15 protein-coding genes are annotated in these 16,403 nt (G+C 45.5%); 8 read left to right on the top strand and 7 right to left on the bottom strand.

All coding sequences use genetic code 11. The features are described from left to right. Window positions 1-31 precede the first annotated feature (31 nt). Window positions 32-280 (bottom strand): hypothetical protein, encoded by a 249-nt coding sequence (locus QUA50_RS03915; RefSeq protein ID WP_333298495.1) that lies wholly within the window; start codon window positions 278-280, stop codon window positions 32-34. 61 nt (window positions 281-341) lie between these two features. Here QUA50_RS03915 and QUA50_RS03910 point away from each other — a divergent pair, with 61 nt between their 5' ends. Next, a complete protein-coding gene (locus QUA50_RS03910) occupies window positions 342-1,247 on the top strand; it encodes a bestrophin family ion channel (RefSeq protein ID WP_333259918.1) in 906 nt (301 codons plus the stop codon). A 160-nt stretch (window positions 1,248-1,407) separates the two neighbouring features. Here QUA50_RS03910 and lnt read toward each other — a convergent pair whose 3' ends face one another. The 3 genes from lnt to QUA50_RS03895 form a co-directional block, all read right to left on the bottom strand. Beyond that, a complete protein-coding gene (gene lnt, locus QUA50_RS03905) occupies window positions 1,408-3,168 on the bottom strand; it encodes an apolipoprotein N-acyltransferase (RefSeq protein ID WP_333260254.1) in 1,761 nt (586 codons plus the stop codon). A gap of 481 nt (window positions 3,169-3,649) precedes the next feature. After that, the gene (gene psbA, locus QUA50_RS03900) at window positions 3,650-4,732 is read right to left on the bottom strand and encodes a photosystem II q(b) protein (protein ID WP_333259921.1); all 1,083 of its coding nucleotides are present in this window, start codon (window positions 4,730-4,732) and stop codon (window positions 3,650-3,652) included. 542 nt (window positions 4,733-5,274) lie between these two features. Next, window positions 5,275-5,622, bottom strand: a complete 348-nt coding sequence (locus QUA50_RS03895; protein ID WP_333259924.1) for a histidine triad nucleotide-binding protein — start codon at window positions 5,620-5,622, stop codon at window positions 5,275-5,277. A 215-nt stretch (window positions 5,623-5,837) separates the two neighbouring features. Between QUA50_RS03895 and QUA50_RS03890 the strand changes: the two genes are divergently transcribed. The 3 genes from QUA50_RS03890 (at window position 5,838) to QUA50_RS03880 (ending at window position 9,678) form a co-directional block, all read left to right on the top strand. Continuing rightward, window positions 5,838-7,367 carry a YifB family Mg chelatase-like AAA ATPase gene (locus tag QUA50_RS03890; protein WP_333259926.1) on the top strand — a complete coding sequence of 510 codons (1,530 nt, stop codon included), beginning with the start codon at window positions 5,838-5,840 and terminating at the stop codon, window positions 7,365-7,367. Between the two features lie 243 nt (window positions 7,368-7,610). Continuing rightward, complete coding sequence (locus tag QUA50_RS03885) at window positions 7,611-7,865, top strand: hypothetical protein (protein WP_333259928.1); 255 nt, start codon at window positions 7,611-7,613, stop codon at window positions 7,863-7,865. 427 nt (window positions 7,866-8,292) lie between these two features. After that, window positions 8,293-9,678 carry a hypothetical protein gene (locus tag QUA50_RS03880; RefSeq protein ID WP_333259931.1) on the top strand — a complete coding sequence of 462 codons (1,386 nt, stop codon included), beginning with the start codon at window positions 8,293-8,295 and terminating at the stop codon, window positions 9,676-9,678. Between the two features lie 432 nt (window positions 9,679-10,110). Here the strand turns inward: QUA50_RS03880 and QUA50_RS03875 are convergent, their stop codons facing one another. Next, window positions 10,111-10,953, bottom strand: coding sequence for a hypothetical protein (locus QUA50_RS03875; protein WP_333259934.1), 843 nt, complete (start codon window positions 10,951-10,953; stop codon window positions 10,111-10,113). Window positions 10,954-11,480: 527 nt separating this feature from the next. Beyond that, a complete protein-coding gene (gene moaA, locus QUA50_RS03870) occupies window positions 11,481-12,470 on the bottom strand; it encodes a GTP 3',8-cyclase MoaA (RefSeq protein WP_333259937.1) in 990 nt (329 codons plus the stop codon). Between the two features lie 182 nt (window positions 12,471-12,652). Here moaA and QUA50_RS03865 point away from each other — a divergent pair, with 182 nt between their 5' ends. Continuing rightward, window positions 12,653-13,102: a nitrate reductase associated protein gene (locus QUA50_RS03865; RefSeq protein ID WP_333259940.1), complete on the top strand. Its 450-nt coding sequence runs from the start codon at window positions 12,653-12,655 to the stop codon at window positions 13,100-13,102. Window positions 13,103-13,237: 135 nt separating this feature from the next. Continuing rightward, entirely contained in the window at window positions 13,238-14,527 is a 1,290-nt protein-coding gene (locus QUA50_RS03860; protein ID WP_333259942.1) for a hypothetical protein, read from the top strand. A gap of 98 nt (window positions 14,528-14,625) precedes the next feature. On the opposite strand, the gene QUA50_RS03855 is transcribed toward QUA50_RS03860, so the two are convergent. After that, a complete protein-coding gene (locus QUA50_RS03855; RefSeq protein WP_333210178.1) occupies window positions 14,626-14,862 on the bottom strand; it encodes a hypothetical protein in 237 nt (78 codons plus the stop codon). A gap of 162 nt (window positions 14,863-15,024) precedes the next feature. Here QUA50_RS03855 and QUA50_RS03850 point away from each other — a divergent pair, with 162 nt between their 5' ends. Next, window positions 15,025-15,486 (top strand): ATP synthase subunit I, encoded by a 462-nt coding sequence (locus QUA50_RS03850; RefSeq protein WP_333054529.1) that lies wholly within the window; start codon window positions 15,025-15,027, stop codon window positions 15,484-15,486. 55 nt (window positions 15,487-15,541) lie between these two features. Continuing rightward, a complete protein-coding gene (atpB, locus tag QUA50_RS03845; protein ID WP_006631104.1) occupies window positions 15,542-16,300 on the top strand; it encodes a F0F1 ATP synthase subunit A in 759 nt (252 codons plus the stop codon). Window positions 16,301-16,403 lie beyond the last annotated feature (103 nt).

Genomic DNA, 16,403 nt, shown 5'->3' with positions numbered 1-16,403 from the left:
ATTAAGTGCCTCAGTCCATCAATTTTAGATTTTAGATTTTAGATTTTAGATTGATGCTGATGAGTTTTTTGGTTAAAATCCAAAGGTTGTTTGTAGGAAAGCTGGTTTTGGAAGCTCTCACCGCACCCAAATAGGGATACAAGCGCTGACAGCAGTCGTGGAGACCAAAAAATTTTAGACCAAAGTTGAAATCCTCCATATTTATCTGTGGAGTCAATCTAAAATCTCGAATCTCCAATCGACTGGCGACTGGAGCAGAAGAACTAAGTTTACCAGGCATTTGCGCCTCCCACCCTAGGGCGCAGAGTGCTAATTTAATTGAATTTAATGAGGAGACTTGCATGAGTGGCGATCGACCGCCTTGGTTTAAAATTGCATTACAGGTTCGGGGGTCTGTCATTCCCTCAATTTTGCCCCGCGTTTTGCTGTGCGGCTGCTTTGGAGTTTTTATTTCCCTGCTGCACTTTTTTAAGTTGCCGGTTTCCTTGCCCATTTTGTCGAGTATTGTACCGAGTATTGTCCTGGGTTTACTGTTAGTTTTTCGGACAAATACAGCCTACGAAAGATTTTGGGAAGGTCGAAAATTTTGGGGTACGTTAATCAACAACGTCCGCAATTTGGCGCGCCAAATCTGGGTAGCAATTGAGGAAAAAGAACCGCAGGATATCGAACTAAAAAAGTCAGTTCTGCGCCTGTTACCCGCCTTTGCAGTGGCCCTGAAACTGCACTTGCGACAAGAGTCAGTCAATCCAGATTTGGAGCCGTTAATGTCATCAGCGCACTACCAAAAGCTCAAGTCGATGAACAATCCGCCTCTAGAAATTGCCTTTTGGATTGAGGATTACTTGCACGAGCAGTACGAGCGCAATTGCCTCGATGTTTATCAGTTAACTGGTATGAATGAGTTGCTCAACTCTATGATTGATGTATTAGGTGGCTGCGAGCGGATTTTGAAAACGCCTATCCCTTTGGCTTACGCAATTCACCTGAAACAACTATTGTTGCTTTACTGTTTAGCCCTGCCCTTTCAAATGGTGAAAGATTTGGGTTGGGGAACTGGCTTAGTTGTGGCTTTAATTAGTTTTACTTTGTTCGGCATCGAAGAAATCGGCATTGAAATAGAAAATCCCTTCGGGCACGATGAAAATGATTTGCCTTTGGACAACATTTGTGCTACCATGCAGCGAAATATCGACGATTTAATTTCTTTATCTCCTAGCGTTCACGAACACGTGAAAGATAAGTAGAACCCTTCGATTTTAGATTTTAGATTTTAGATTTTAGATTGATAGATAAAATCTAAAACCTAGGGGTTAATTTTTTTAAATTAACCGCATTAATCCAGCCAATACTAACAATTTTAGATTTTAGATTTATAGATAAAATCTAAAATCTAAAAGCTTCTGGTTAATTTCTAACAATAAACCGCATTAACCCAGCCAATAGTAACAATACAGGTGTCAGCCAATCTCCCCAACGCACGTACAAAGTTCGAGTTTTCTGCCGATAAATAGTAGCATCTCGGACTTCATAGGTATTAATTCCCGACTTCCAAACCGTCTCGCCGCGAGGATTTACAAAAGCAGAGTAACCCGTATTAGTTGCGATAACTGCCCATCTATCAGTTTCAATTGCCCGCATTACATCGAGAGCATGGTGCTGAGCCAACATGGGCGGTTTGTAATGGGCATTGTTGGAAGCTGTGATCATAAATTCGCCTCCATTCGCCGCCTGATATCGGAAATTTTCAGCAAAGGCGGAATCGTAACAAATTCCGACAATGGCGCGGCCAAACGGCGTCTCAAACAATTGTTTAGAATTGCCGGGTACTAAATGAGCATCTAAGGGCGAAAGCCGATTAATAATCCCGCCTAAGATTTCGTAGAAAGGAATATATTCGCCTAAAGGCACTAGCTTTAGTTTATCGTAGCGCCCGACAATTTCTCCAGTGCGATCGATCGCCAATAAGCTGTTAGTGATACTATTCTCTTGCTGTCCGAATCCTCCAACCCAAGCCACAACGCCGCGTTCGAGTACAGCTTGGTAAAAGGAAAGAGTAGAACGCTGATACTCGTTTGTCCAGATAAAAGGCAAAGCTGTCTCTGGAATTAGCACAGCATCGACTTTCCTGTCTGCTAACTGTTTGTATCCCGTGGTGTAACCTTCCAAAGCGCGCCCCCAACCCGCTGAGTCAAACTTAATCTCGTTAGGAATATTGCCTTGAATAATGCCAATTTTTAATGAAGTTCCCGCCTCTTGATTCAAAGGGCGATTGTACAAACTCCAGCCTGTAATATGCAAAAATAAACACAAACTCGCAGGCAAAATATAAGCAATCCAATTCTTCCTGCTTCCTGCTTCGTTCTTCCTTATTTTTACCTTGAGCGAAGCCGAAAAGCCCTCTTTCTGCTTCCATCCATCCGTTACATCCGTTACACAATCCGTTGCCGAACTTCCTTCTTCCTTCTTCCTTCTTCCTTCAATAAAAGCTTCGGCAATTAAGCCATTTACTGCTACAATGGCGGCTGTTACTGCGCTGGGCCCGGAGAGTTGACCGAGGTGCAATATTGCTAAATTGTGCGGGCTTTGCGTGTAAGATAGTGATGTCCACCACAGCGAACCTGTACTCCAAATACTTTCTAAGGCACACCACAAAGCTGTGCCAATTAAAACGCGAATCACAGGCAAGATGCCTGTGCCACTAATTTTTGGGGAAATCACAGGCAAGATGCCTGTGCCACTAATTTTTGGGGAAATCACAGGCAAGATGCCTGTGCCACTAATTTGGGAAATTGCGATCGCAAATAGCCACGCCCAAACGGTGACTAAGGCTGCTCCCCAGAGGGTGATGAATGCCCAGCAAAAAAGTGCGATCGCCAAACTCGGCCACCAAGGAACTCCCAACCAAGTCATCGGGTGAATTCCCATAATCCAAGATAAAGCTAATCCGTGATAGCCAATTCCCCAGAGTAAAGGAAGAAGGAAGTTCGGCAACGGATTCTGTAACGGATGTAACGGATGGATGTTGAGGAAAGAAGGAAAAAAGAGAAATTTTTGTTTTTGTTCTTCTATTTTTGGCCTTTCATAACTGACAACCAAAACCCACAGGGGAGCTAATGCTACCCAAGCCAATAGCCAAGCATTTACTGGTGCGGTTGTCAATGCCATCAAAATGCCGCTGAAAAGTGCGTAAGCGTTGCCCGCCCCTACGGGGGCTACGCCAACGAAGAGGCTCGCCCAGGCTAATGTTTTGGATTTATGAACCACCAGTTTTTCAAATTTGTGCCTGTTAAATATCGCCACTTTGATGATTGCTAAAAATAATAATTCTTAATCAATATATCAGATAGATCGAGAAGAAGAAAGCTCGGAAACGCGCAGTGTACGGGATTTAACAGATTTAACGGATTTAACTCACATCTTGCACCCTTCTCAAGAACAGGCTTTCCGGCCTGTTCCACAAAGAGTTAATTTTCTTGTGGAACAGGCCGGAAAGCCTGTTCCTAAACAATTAATTGAGAATGGTGCAACATCTCAAATTTAACGGATTTAACAGAAAAAAATCTCTCAAATTCTACTTTCCAAAACAAAAAGCGCCCCTATTTCTAGGAGCGCTTTTTGTTAAATCAAATTAAATCAAAAGCTAAATTTAGCCGTTGATGGAAGGAGCAACCAAAGCTACGGGAGTTGTTTCACCAGCAGCCAAGTCGAGAGGGAAGTTGTGAGCGTTGCGCTCGTGCATTACTTCCATACCCAAGTTAGCGCGATTGATGACATCAGCCCAAGTGTTGATCACGCGACCTTGCGAGTCGATAACCGATTGGTTGAAGTTGAAACCGTTCAAGTTAAACGCCATCGTGGAAATACCCAAAGAGGTAAACCAGATACCGACTACTGGCCATGCACCTAACAAGAAGTGCAAAGAACGGCTGTTGTTAAAGCTCGCGTATTGGAAAATCAAACGACCGAAGTAGCCGTGGGCTGCGACGATGTTGTAGGTTTCTTCTTCTTGACCGAATTTGTAACCGTAGTTCAAAGATTCAGTTTCGGTTGTTTCGCGAACCAAAGAAGATGTTACCAAGCTTCCGTGCATGGCGGAGAACAGAGCGCCGCCGAAGACACCAGCAACTCCCAACATATGGAAGGGGTGCATCAGGATGTTGTGCTCGGCTTGGAACACGATCATGAAGTTGAATGTGCCGGAGATACCCAAGGGCATACCGTCAGAAAAGCTGCCTTGTCCGATCGGGTAAATCAAGAATACTGCGGTGGCTGCTGCAACTGGTGCAGAGTAAGCGACGCAGATCCAAGGACGCATACCTAAGCGGTAGGACAGTTCCCATTCACGACCCATGTAGCAGAAAATGCCGATCAGGAAGTGAAATACTACCAATTGGTAGGGGCCGCCGTTGTACAACCATTCATCGAGGGAAGCTGCTTCCCAGATGGGATAGAAGTGAAGCCCGATCGCGTTTGATGAAGGAACAACAGCACCAGTAATGATGTTGTTGCCGTACATCAAGGAACCTGCAACTGGTTCGCGGATGCCGTCGATGTCCACTGGAGGAGCAGCGATGAAGGCGATGATGTAGCAGATGGTGGCACTCAGCAAGGTGGGAATCATCAAGACGCCGAACCAACCCACATAAATGCGGTTTTCGGTGCTAGTTACCCACTCGCAGAACCGTTCCCAAACGTTGCCGCTTTCGCGACGCTGTACGGTTGTTGTCATTTGGTTTATGATGGCTTAATTGAATTTTCAAGGTTCATTGTGGGGATGCCCCACGCTTATATTAGTAACACCATTCACTAAAGTTTGCCAAGGGATTACTGCTGACAATTTAAAGATTTTACAAACTTTTACAAAAACTTGATTGTTAGTAAATATTTGTATTTTTTTACAAAGTAAAATTACACACCAAACGGGTTAAATACAGCGGCCAGAAGAACTGAATCTATTGTCTGTAGCTTGGTTCAGCAGTTCGAGCAATTTTTTTGTTTAGGTCGGTTCTCTTTCTATTTAAATATCTGTTAATTAGGTCGTGAAGAGATAATTTTTAATATTTATTTACATATCATCGGTGGATTCTGAGAGGGAAAATTTTATCTGGAGAATAGTGAAAACCCGGTTTCTAGTGCGGGCTGCATTCTCAATAAGAGCCAATCAACCGGGTTTATTGACGAAAAAAGAAACCCGGTTTCTGAGGCGCTTGGCAAGAGAAATCAACCGAGTTTCTGAGGATGAGTCCGCAATTTCTGGGTAAAAATTAGGCTTTAGCCTGGAGGCCAGTTCATCTGCCGACCGCCGAGAATGTGAAGGTGCAGGTGGTATACAGTTTGACCGCCGTCGCTGCCGCTATTAATGACGACGCGATAGCCGTTGCTAAGTCCGAGTTGTTCTGCTACGCGCTTGACAGTCAGCAGCAAGTGCCCCATGAGAGCATGATCTTCCGACTCGGCATCGGCTAATTTGGCAATAGGCTGTTTGGGAATGACGAGGATGTGGACGGGTGCTTGCGGATGGATATCTCTAAACGCGAGGGCCAAGTCGTCTTCATAAACGATGTCTGCGGGAATCTCTTTGCGGATGATTTTGCTGAAAAGCGTTTCTGGAGTTGTCATGGGTGTTAACGAAGTTCGGCAACGAGCACTGTACAAGATGTAACGGATGTAACGGATGTCGGGAAGAGGGAAGAGGGAAGACTTAGCAGGAGAGAAGGAAGATCAGAAAAAGAAGAGGCAAGGAAAAGTTTTTCTTGCCTCTCCCGATATTCATTAGTCATTGTTAATCATAATAGATGATGAATCAAGGACAGGCAAATTAAGGATAAAGAAAAATGCTTGCTAGGGTTTGGAGTGCATCGATCGTTGGAATTGACGCGGTAAAGGTTGGTGTTGAGGCTGATGTGTCAGGCGGGCTACCGAAAATTGTGGTTGTGGGATTGCCCGATTCTGCGGTGCAAGAAGCTAAAGAAAGGGTTAAGGCTACGCTAAAAAATTCGGGATATGCTTTTCCGATGCGGAGTATTGTGATTAATTTGACTCCAGCGGATTTGCGAAAGGAGGGGCCGAGTTTTGATTTGCCGATCGCCATTGGCATTTTAGCAGCATCGGAACAAGTCAGCGCTGAACTTTTGGGAGATCATTTGTTTTTAGGGGAACTCTCTTTAGATGGGAGTTTGCGGGCTGTGGCTGGGGTTTTGCCGATCGCTGCTGCTGCACGAGAAATGGGTATTTCGGGATTGATTGTACCGGCTGCTAATGCAGCAGAAGCGGCTTTGGTACACGGAATATCTGTTTATGGTTTTGAGAATATTTTTGCAGTTACTGATTTTTTAAACAATCCTAATGTGTATTCGCCCGTAGAAGTAAACGGTCGAGAACAGTTAGCAAAAACGCGGTTTTCGGGTTTAGATTTAAAGGATGTCAAGGGGCAAATTCACGCGCGGCGGGCTTTGGAAATTGCGGCGGCGGGGGGGCACAATTTAATTTTTGTGGGGCCGCCAGGGAGCGGTAAGACGATGTTGGCGAGGCGTTTGCCTGGTATTTTGCCGCCGCTGACTTTTGAAGAGGCTTTGGATGTAACTCAGATTCATTCGGTGGCTGGGTTGTTGAAGGATAAGGGAAGCTTGGTGGGCGATCGACCTTTTCGCAGTCCTCACCATTCAGCATCGGGGCCTTCTTTGGTAGGTGGCGGCAGTTTTCCGCGTCCGGGTGAAATTTCTTTAGCACATCGCGGCATTCTTTTTTTGGATGAATTAACTGAGTTTAAAAGAGATGTTTTGGAGTTTTTGCGACAACCGCTGGAAGATGGTTATGTGACGATTTCTCGAACTAGACAATCCGTGATGTTTCCGGCTCAATTCACTTTAGTTGCGAGTACAAATCCTTGCGCTTGCGGTTATTACGGGGATTCGATCCAACAGTGTACTTGTTCGCCGCAAAAGAGGGAGCAATATTGGGCAAAACTTTCGGGGCCTTTGATGGATCGGATTGATTTACAAGTGGCGGTTAATCGTTTGAAACCTGAAGAAATTACGCGACAGCCGACTGGGGAGGAGTCGGAACCGGTGCGGGTGAGGGTGCAGCGGGCGCGAGAACTCGCAACTCGCCGTTTTCAGTCGGAATCTAGTTTGCGCTGTAATGCGGAAATGCAAAGCAGTCACATTAACAAATGGTGTCAGTTGGATGAGGCTTCTCGGAATTTGTTGGAGATGGCGATTCGGAAGTTGGGGCTGTCGGCGAGGGCTAGCGATCGCATTTTGAAGGTTGCGAGAACTATTGCTGATTTGTCGGGGGATGAAAGCTTGAAAACTAATCATGTGGCGGAGGCGGTGCAGTATCGGACGATCGATAGAATGCAGTAAACAGCGGCTCAAAAGACACAATCCCCCGATCCCCGACTTCTTAAAAAAGTTGGGTATTTAACAGTTGATTCGGCGATTTAAATTGCTTCTAAACATACGAAGTCGCAGCAGAGGGGGACGAAGGGATTAAGGGGGTATTGAAGCTCGATTGATGTTGTCCCACTATTTAATTGAGCCACTGAAACGCCCCGATGTTCCCATGTTTATTGTCTGATTTTGTGCTGCATGGTGCCAGTATGACTTGTGACCGAAAGCATCCAGGATACCCGCCACGTGATTCATCCGTCCAGAAATCAAAAACGTGTATCCGATAAGCAAGCCCCCGAATTTATCTCGCGCAAGTCAATGCTTCAATTCTTCAATCTAAAATCTAAAATCGCCCAATCGATTGACAGTTGCGTAAGTTCTGTTAGTGTTACATTGGGAATGCGACAGCAAACCAAGGCAGCAGTTAAAGTGGCGATCGAGGAAGCTTTAGACCAACTGCCCGAAAGCTAATCAACTGAAGTTTATCGGCACGTCTACAAATCTTATTCTGAGGCCACACGCAGTATTTATACCACCGCAGCTTGAAGCTGGTGTCAATGCCACCCACCCACAGCTTTTGTCAAAAATCCCTCATAATTTCCTCAAAAATTCATCAAGTTTTTACGCACTTTTTGTCTGTTTTACTGTAATTTATGATACCGATCGCCCAAGTTGCCCGAATCTCCACAATGGCAGAATTTTTAATATTTAATTTCTCGCTCTCCCTCTTGCTCCTTCTGGCTCCCTCTTGCTCCTTCTTGCTCTTTCCCTCGCCCCTCTCCCTGTTTCACCCTAAAATTTAAAATTTTTGAGTGACAAATCATGGCACGATCGCAGCGCGTTTTGATACCATGCAATCAAGCGCAAGACAATCAGGGAATGCACTGGAGGTGTGTAAATGGAGCTTTTGGCAGAACAAAAACGGTGCTTGGATTGCTTGGTAAGCTCGATCGAGCAATTGGGAGGTCGAGTAGACATTCCAAAGCTGGAGCAGATAGCTGAGCTAATTATTCAAACGATGAGAGGGCCTTGGCGCTACTTTCACACGTCGGAACACATTTTTGAGGTCGGGGGGTCAGTCGATCCGATCGAGGTGCTGGCTGCGCTGTTTCACGACCTCGTGTACGTGCAAGTCGATCAGGGCGTTAGTTTCAATATTAGCAGCGCCCTTTGTCCTTTTGTCAAAGAAGTGCGATCGCAGTTAGTTATTAGAGATGAAACCGAACTGCCCGACGATGCCATGTATCAGCTAGTGGCCTCAGTATTTGGGTTTATTCCCGGTAAGACTCTCTCTCCGTTTGGCGGCCAAAACGAATTTTTGAGTGCCGTTATTGCTGCCAAATCTTTGGAGCCTTTTTTGCCACCTAGTACGATCGCCGAAATCGCCGCTTGCATCGAAGCTACTATCCCTTTTCGCCCCGTTTCGCCCAGCGGTTTGAGCGCGATCGAACTTTTGTACCAGCGTTTGGCAAGTGCAAATCGCGATTTTAACTTGGGATGGAGCGATGCCCAAACCTTAGAAATTGTCAAGCGTGCTGTCAGGTTAGCAAATAGAGATGTCGAGAATTTTGCCTCTCCCAATTCTTCTAATTTCTTAGACAATACCTGGAATTTGATGCCAGAAACCAACCACGAATTGACCAATGTTAATTCCTATACTGTTGCCGGATATCGCAGGTCTCTGCAAAAAATGGAAGGATTTTTGAACTTCCTCAAACCCGAGCTGGTTTTCCAGCAGTTTATGCAAGAGCCGGACGATGCAACCTACGCTAACCTGATTGCCCGAACTCGCAAAAATATCGAAGTTGCTAAACTTTATCTGGGTATCAAGCTAATTACCATCGCCATTTTAGAAGCTCTTTCCTACCGCTTGGGGCGCGATATTCCGCTTTCTACTATGATGGGAGAATTGCGCGCACCCGGATTTAAGACCTCAGTTTTGGAGGATTACTTGCCCAACAAACAGATTGCCTACCCATTAGAAACTCAGTTGGAAAAAGAGGTTTTAAATTTGTTAGCAATAGGACGAAATCAAGAATCTCCCTATGATATTAAAAACTCTCCCGTAGCTACGTTTATTATCAAATCTATCGGTTTTGCTGAAACTGAAAACTTTTTGAAGAAAGCTCAAGAGTTTTTTGCCGGTCATATTTCCTCGGAAGAGTTTCTCTCTTACTGTTCTCCCGATGTAATAGACACCATCTCCTCCGGGGTGATGAAACTCTTTGACAGCAGGAAGACGGCTTTAGGCAAAGTTAAATTAGTTCACCAAACTGTTTCTTAGGATAGGTTGGCAAAATCTTAAAACGTTTTCCTTCGCAGAAACCAGGTTTCTTGAGCTCAGCCACAATATGCAGTTAGTCTGAGATGTTTCACCATTCTCGCTTAACAGGCTTTCGCACCTGTTCCACAAAGAATGACTTTTCTTGTGGGGAGTAGGGGTTGGGCAGGATATCCCGCTCATAGCAGGCTTATTGATAATGGTGCAAGATTTCACTTTAAACCCTAAAAAAAAGTCCTCTTTAACTAATATGTTGCACCATTTTCAATTAGCCTTTTAGGAACAGGCAAGATGCCTGTTCCACAAGAAAATCTACTCTTTGTGGAACAGGCATCTTGCCTGTTAAGCGAGAATGGTGCCAGATATCAGCTTTAAAGGACTTTAGCTATGAGTCTGGATTTTGAACCCGTGGCGGACTAATTCGACATCAAACTTTTATTGTGGTGAACCAGTCGCACCCTCTGCGCCGGAGTTGCTATCAGGTACAGCCGTATCTGTCGGATTAGAATTGCTCCGGCTTTCGGTATTAGTTTCGCCGCTCGTACCTGCTCCAGAAGCACCATCATTTTGAGTTGGAGATGGAGTAGCTGAACTCTCAGGTGCTGGAGTTGTTGGAGTGGAATCTGGCTCATTCTGCGGAGTCGGAACCGTAGTATTGGTATTATTTGACGGCGAAGATGGAGACGGCGCTGCTTCCTGAGCGGGTGCATCTTGCTGCTGTGAATTTGGAATTGTAATATTGATATTGGGAGCCGGACTTGCTTGAGGAGCCGGACTTGCCTGTTGAGCTGGACTTGGTTGAGGAGCAGGCGTAGCCTGTTGAGCTGGAGATGGTTGAACCGGAACCGGAACAATCTTTTCAACGATCGTTTTTTCTCTCTCTACCGTCCGAGTCGGAGCTGGTGTTGCTGAAGGCTGATTCGCTTTCGGTACAACAATCACAGGAGCAGAAGCAGGAATAGGAGCCTCCTCACTCCGATTGAAGTAATATACACTGCCGAGAACTAAGCCTGCCAAAGAAGTAAGAAGAATCCCTAACAGTAACCCGCGACCAGCATTCTCGTTATCGCGGGCTTCTTGGACTCCAAGTTGGCGGTGATTTTCCGCCATTTGACCCTGTACGTAACCTTGGTGATGAGCTGCTTCTTTAGAAGCCTTCCCCGTTGTACTCGGAACACTTGTAGTAGTTCGCGTTGTACTGACGTGACCGTTAGTTGCATCGGTGTGAACTTCTTGATGAATTTCACGGCTAGAGCTATTTTCTTCGTTAGGTTTCATAATTATCTTCGCCACAACTATTCAAAAAATATTGTCTGTAGGAGAGGCCCTGGTTTGAAAACTTGAGCTAAGCTGTTGAGCATTTAAATCACTTATTTCGATTTACTGTCAAGATTCAGGTATAAGCGTCGGGTGTTTCGCTCATGAGTTTAAATGCTTAACAGCTTTTAGCTTAGGGAGTTTAGAGAACTTTTGGTTTTTCCTTCATTTGTATCCAATGTAACTCGTTAAGGTATTAACCAGGCTCTACCCTGAGAGTGATTTCCAAGTCCCCAAAGGCATAGAATTAGCCGTACTTCAACAAAGAATATCGGCTAAATGAGTTATTTATAATGCTTGCGGTGCAAGCATATAGCAATCCTTGCAGGAGTCTTGATTTTTTACGACTCCTGCAAGGATTGCTATAGTAGCTGTAGGTTGGGTTGAGGAACGAAACCCAACTTGTTACTTTCAGAGAGAGTTGGGTTTTGCTTAGCTCAACGCAACCTAGGAATAAGTACATAAATGACCGATCGCACTAAAGACAATTACCCACCGATTTGAGACATGGTGCGGCTGTAATTTCCTTGAGTAGTTCCCGAATCCCGCTGTTTGAAATTAATTTCCGGTTTCATCTCTAATATGTGCCGCACTCGATCGCGCAATTCGCCTGTAGACACCCCATTCCGCAAAGCAGTTTTTAAGTCAACTTGACCAGTTTCGTTCAGCAGACAAGGCCGCAGCCACCCGTCAGCAGACAAACGCATCCGGTTGCAGCGATCGCAAAAACACTCGGACATTTGGCTGATAAATCCTAAAGTGCCCTTCGCCCCCGGAATTTGAAACACATCCGCCGGCCCATTTCCGCGCACACCCGACTCGGATAACCCGTATTTGTCGCTAATTTGTTGCCGCAATTGGGCCGAAGCTACCCAACCCTTATCGCCAAATAAATCCCCATTGCCAATTGGCATAAACTCAATAAAACGAACGTGCCAATTCCGGTTAATAGTTAACGCCGCTAAATCCAATATTTCGCCGTCATTCACACCGGGAATTACCACAACATTCAGTTTCAGCGGGTCAAATCCAGCTTGATAAGCCGCTTGAATTCCCTCCCAAACCTGCGTCCACCGCGATCGTCCCCGACTGCCAATTATCTTATCAAAAGTCTCCGGTTCCAGCGAATCCAAACTAATATTAATTCGGCGCAAACCAGCATTGTAGAGATTTTGGGCCATGGACGCCAGCAAAAAGCCATTAGTTGTCATTGACAAATCTCGCGTTTCGGGCATCAAGGCGATCGACCTCACCAAATCCACCACCCCAGGGCGCAGCAGCGGTTCCCCACCCGTCAAGCGAAACTTAGTAAATCCCACGGGTATAAAAACTTCCCGCAGCAGAGTTAGCAATTCCGAGTGAGTTAACAACTGCTGCTGCAATACATAGTCCAACTCACTACCTTCCGGCATACAGTAGAGACAGCGGAAGTTGCAGCGGTCTATCAAGCTAATCCGAAGGTAGTCTACGGTATCCATGTCAATAGTTTGTAATATTATTTAATTATAAATGCTGACTCGATTTTCTGCAATTATTGCTAAAGAGCAATTCACCTGCATGGATTTCTTTTCTCTTTCTCTCTCTTCTCTTACTCTGCGCTCTCTGCGCCCTCTGCGGTAAAAAAAATCTTGTTCGCAACACAAACAAACTTGATAGACTTATGTTCTTTGAATTTGAAGCTGATTTTGTGGAAGCTTTGCGCTGTATCCCCATGCAAGTACGTCTCAAATTAGATACTTGCGGCATTAAATTGAAGTTGCAGGATTGGAATCATTTCAACCAAGCAGAACGTCAAATGCTTGTAGAGAAACCTTGCTTGACAGAAGCAGAAATTATCGATTATCGAGAAAAGCTAAATCAAATATTAATTCAACAGACAGGCAAACCGGGAACAGATTTGGCGGTTGATGAAAATCCCCCGTGGATGGATGCTGCAACTGTACCGGAGTCGGTTTCTGCAAAAGCGCAAGAGCTCGGCGTGACAATTACTTTGGGACAGTGGGCGAGTTTGCAGCCGCTACAGCGATTTGCTTTGATTAAGCTTAGTCGATCGAGCCACGAAAATAAAAACTTTCTCCCGGCTGTTCGAGAGTTTCAACTTATTGAATAAGTATATGGTAAAAAGTTTGTAGCCAGCACTAGCAATCGCTCAATGTAGGTTGTTGGTTGGGAACGATTTATTTACCATATCGCCTCATTTTCAGCGAGAATATAACTTTTAAGTAGCATTTACTTTCAAGACACCATGTCTAACAATCCTCAGTTTTTTGATCCACTGCCCTACTGGGCTTTCAACAATCCATCAGCAGGAAGTGCCATCAGCCCATTTAGCCCAGTTAGGTTCACTTACTTTCATTTAGAAGACTTTGAAGACGGCGCTTTAAATACACCGGGTGTTACTGTTTCTGAGTTTGCCACAACAAATATTGCAACAACCTTCAGCGACTCGGTGGACGGCGATGACGGAGTTATTGATGGTCAGGCCAGGGGAAACAGCAGCAGCTTATTCTCGAATTTGAGGACTAGCAGCTTTACCTTCAACTTTTCCGCTAATGCACTTGGGGGTCAATTACCAACCCATGCTGGAATTGTCTGGACGGATATTGGCAGGAATGGTGGCGGCACACCCCGGTCTGGCGACTTGCTAAATAACACGTTATTTGAGGCGTTTGGGCCATCGGGAGAATCTCTGGGGGTTATCGGTCCCTTTTCGCTGGGTGATGAGAGTATTTCGCGTACAACCTCAGAAGATAGATTCTTAGGAGTGGTCAATCAAAACGGGATCTCATCAATTCGATTGTCGGTGCCCGGTAAAAATAACTGGGAGGTCGATCATCTTCAATATGGTTTCACACCTGCAACCATTTCTCCTTCCCCCTTCGATCCCAATGGCCTGTTCTTCAACCTCTCCACCAATGCCGATAACTTTACCATCGACCCAGCTCGAGTCGGCAATCTACTGGTTCAAGGTTTAGATGGTAACGACTCGATCCAAGGGTCGCCATCGGCAGATCGGGTAAATGGCAATGCCGGCAACGATACTATACTAGGAGGCGACGGCAACGATACGCTCTGGGGCGGTCGCGATAACGATCGCATCGAGGGCAACGCCGGCAATGACACGATCGCTGGAAACCTCGGAAATGATACACTCTCTGGCGGTTCGGGTGACGACCTCCTACGTGGCGGACAAAACAACGATGTGCTCAATGGAGGAGAAGGTAACGACCAATTGGTAGGTGACTTAGGTAGAGATATTCTGACGGGTGAAGCTGGAAACGATCAGTTTGTACTGCGGGGGAATGCAGCGGCCTCCAATGTATCTGAAGCCGATATTATTGCGGATTTTACGGCGGGTCAAGATGCGATCGCCCTCACCAACGGACTTGCATTTGCAGGAATTGCCTTAGATGCTTCGGGTAGCAATACAGCAATTCGGATTGTTGCTACCGGACAAATTTTAGGGGTTGTTACCGGAGTCCAACCTGCTGCTCTAAGCGCAGCCAATTTTACCACGTTGAATGGGGACTTTTAACTGTTATCAGTTATAGCAATCCTCAAGCTGAATGCGGTGAAGTAGTTTTCTGAAGACGACTGCAAGAAGACTAAAAATTATAGGATTTCAGTCGGTTTTTAACCGACTTGTGCTATGAGACAGGGAATTAATTCCCTGTCGGTCTTCTGGACAATCCGACAGCCCGACAATCCGACAATCCGACAGCCCGACAGTCCGACAGTCCGACAGCGGGTTGCAAACCCCTGTCTCATAGTGAAAGTCGTCGGTCGCCGACTCAAAATGATGATGCGTTCAGTCGGTTCTGCCTCGTAACGCAGATAGGCGAGAAGAGCCTCCAATTTACCCTTCGCCACGCGAGGCAGAGCAAGAGTGACATCGGTTCCCAGGCTCTTCCTAGAAACCAGTAAAGTAAAAAATATGATTAATTTTATTTTAAGTATTGTTACCGCAGCGTGGTATTATTTTTCTGAGTTTGCAAAGCACTCGCCTGCTACCTGCATTAGTTTCTGAGCTTCGTGAACACGCAAAACACACCCACCGAACCCACACCAGCAACCGAGGATATTCCTCAAGCTGGCACAGTCTCAACAGTCTCGACAGTCTCGTCCGAGACAACGAATCCCATGCAAGACTTTTATCGCCTCCAACAAGAGTTGTTGGCGTACACCCTTGCGTTTACGGCGATTATTTTTATCTCCGTTTGGATTTTTTACTCGCTCAATATTGCCCTGAATTATTTGCTTGGGGCGAGCACAGGTGTGGTTTACTTAAAGATGTTGGCTAGAGACGTTGAACGAATCGGCAGCCAAAATCAACGCATCAGCAAGACAAGGCTCGGTGTGTTTTTAGCGGTGATGATAGTAGGAACACAGTGGAATCAGCTACAGATTTTACCGATATTTTTGGGATTTCTGACTTACAAAGCTGCGCTGATGGTTTACGTGATCCGAAGTGCATTAGCACTAGACTACAGGTAAGTCAGGCAATTCGAGCAAAACTCAACTCATCGATTTGTATGGGGAAGCCCGTTGAATGGCAATGCTTGACGTTCTAAACACCTTTAATCGTTTCCCCCTTGCCGAATTGGAAGTGGGCCAGCAGTTGTACTGGCAACTCGGCAATCTGAAAGTGCACGGGCAGGTTTTTCTAACCTCGTGGTTTGTAATTGCTGTTTTAGTCGTAGTTTCGATTTTAGGAACCAGCAAAATCCAGCGAATTCCCAGCGGAATGCAAAATTTTATGGAGTATGCGCTGGAATTTATTCGGGACTTGGCTAAAAACCAAATTGGGGAAAAAGAATATCGCCCTTGGGTACCGTTTATTGGTACATTATTTCTGTTCATCTTTGTGTCAAACTGGTCTGGCGCTCTAATTCCTTGGAAGCTGATTAAGCTGCCATCAGGGGAATTGGGAGCTCCTACCGCTGACATCAACACGACGGTAGCATTTGCACTGCTGACTTCTCTAGCATATTTTTATGCAGGTCTCAGCAAAAGCGGCTTGGGGTATTTCGCCCACTATGTTGAACCGGTGCCTTTCATGTTGCCGTTCAAAATCATAGAAGATTTCACTAAGCCTCTGTCCCTAAGTTTCCGTTTGTTTGGCAACATTCTTGCGGACGAATTGGTTGTCGGAGTGCTAGTGTTGCTAGTGCCTTTATTTGTTCCTCTGCCAGTGATGGTTTTGGGACTATTTACGAGTGCAATTCAAGCTTTGATTTTTGCTACCTTAGCCGCCGCCTACATTGGTGAAGCTCTAGAAGGCGGTCACGGCGAAGAACACCACGATTAACTAACGATAAACGGTGAAGCATGAGGGAGGAAAAAAAATTCTGAACTTAAACTTTCTGCCGTAAAATCGGACAATTCTCTAGACTTTCTGTTCTCAATTTTGT

The sequence above is a fragment of the Microcoleus sp. M2_D5 genome (genome assembly GCF_036701935.1).
In the GTDB taxonomy this organism is placed as follows: domain Bacteria; phylum Cyanobacteriota; class Cyanobacteriia; order Cyanobacteriales; family Microcoleaceae; genus Microcoleus.
This window is presented reverse-complemented; position numbering and strand designations above follow the sequence as displayed.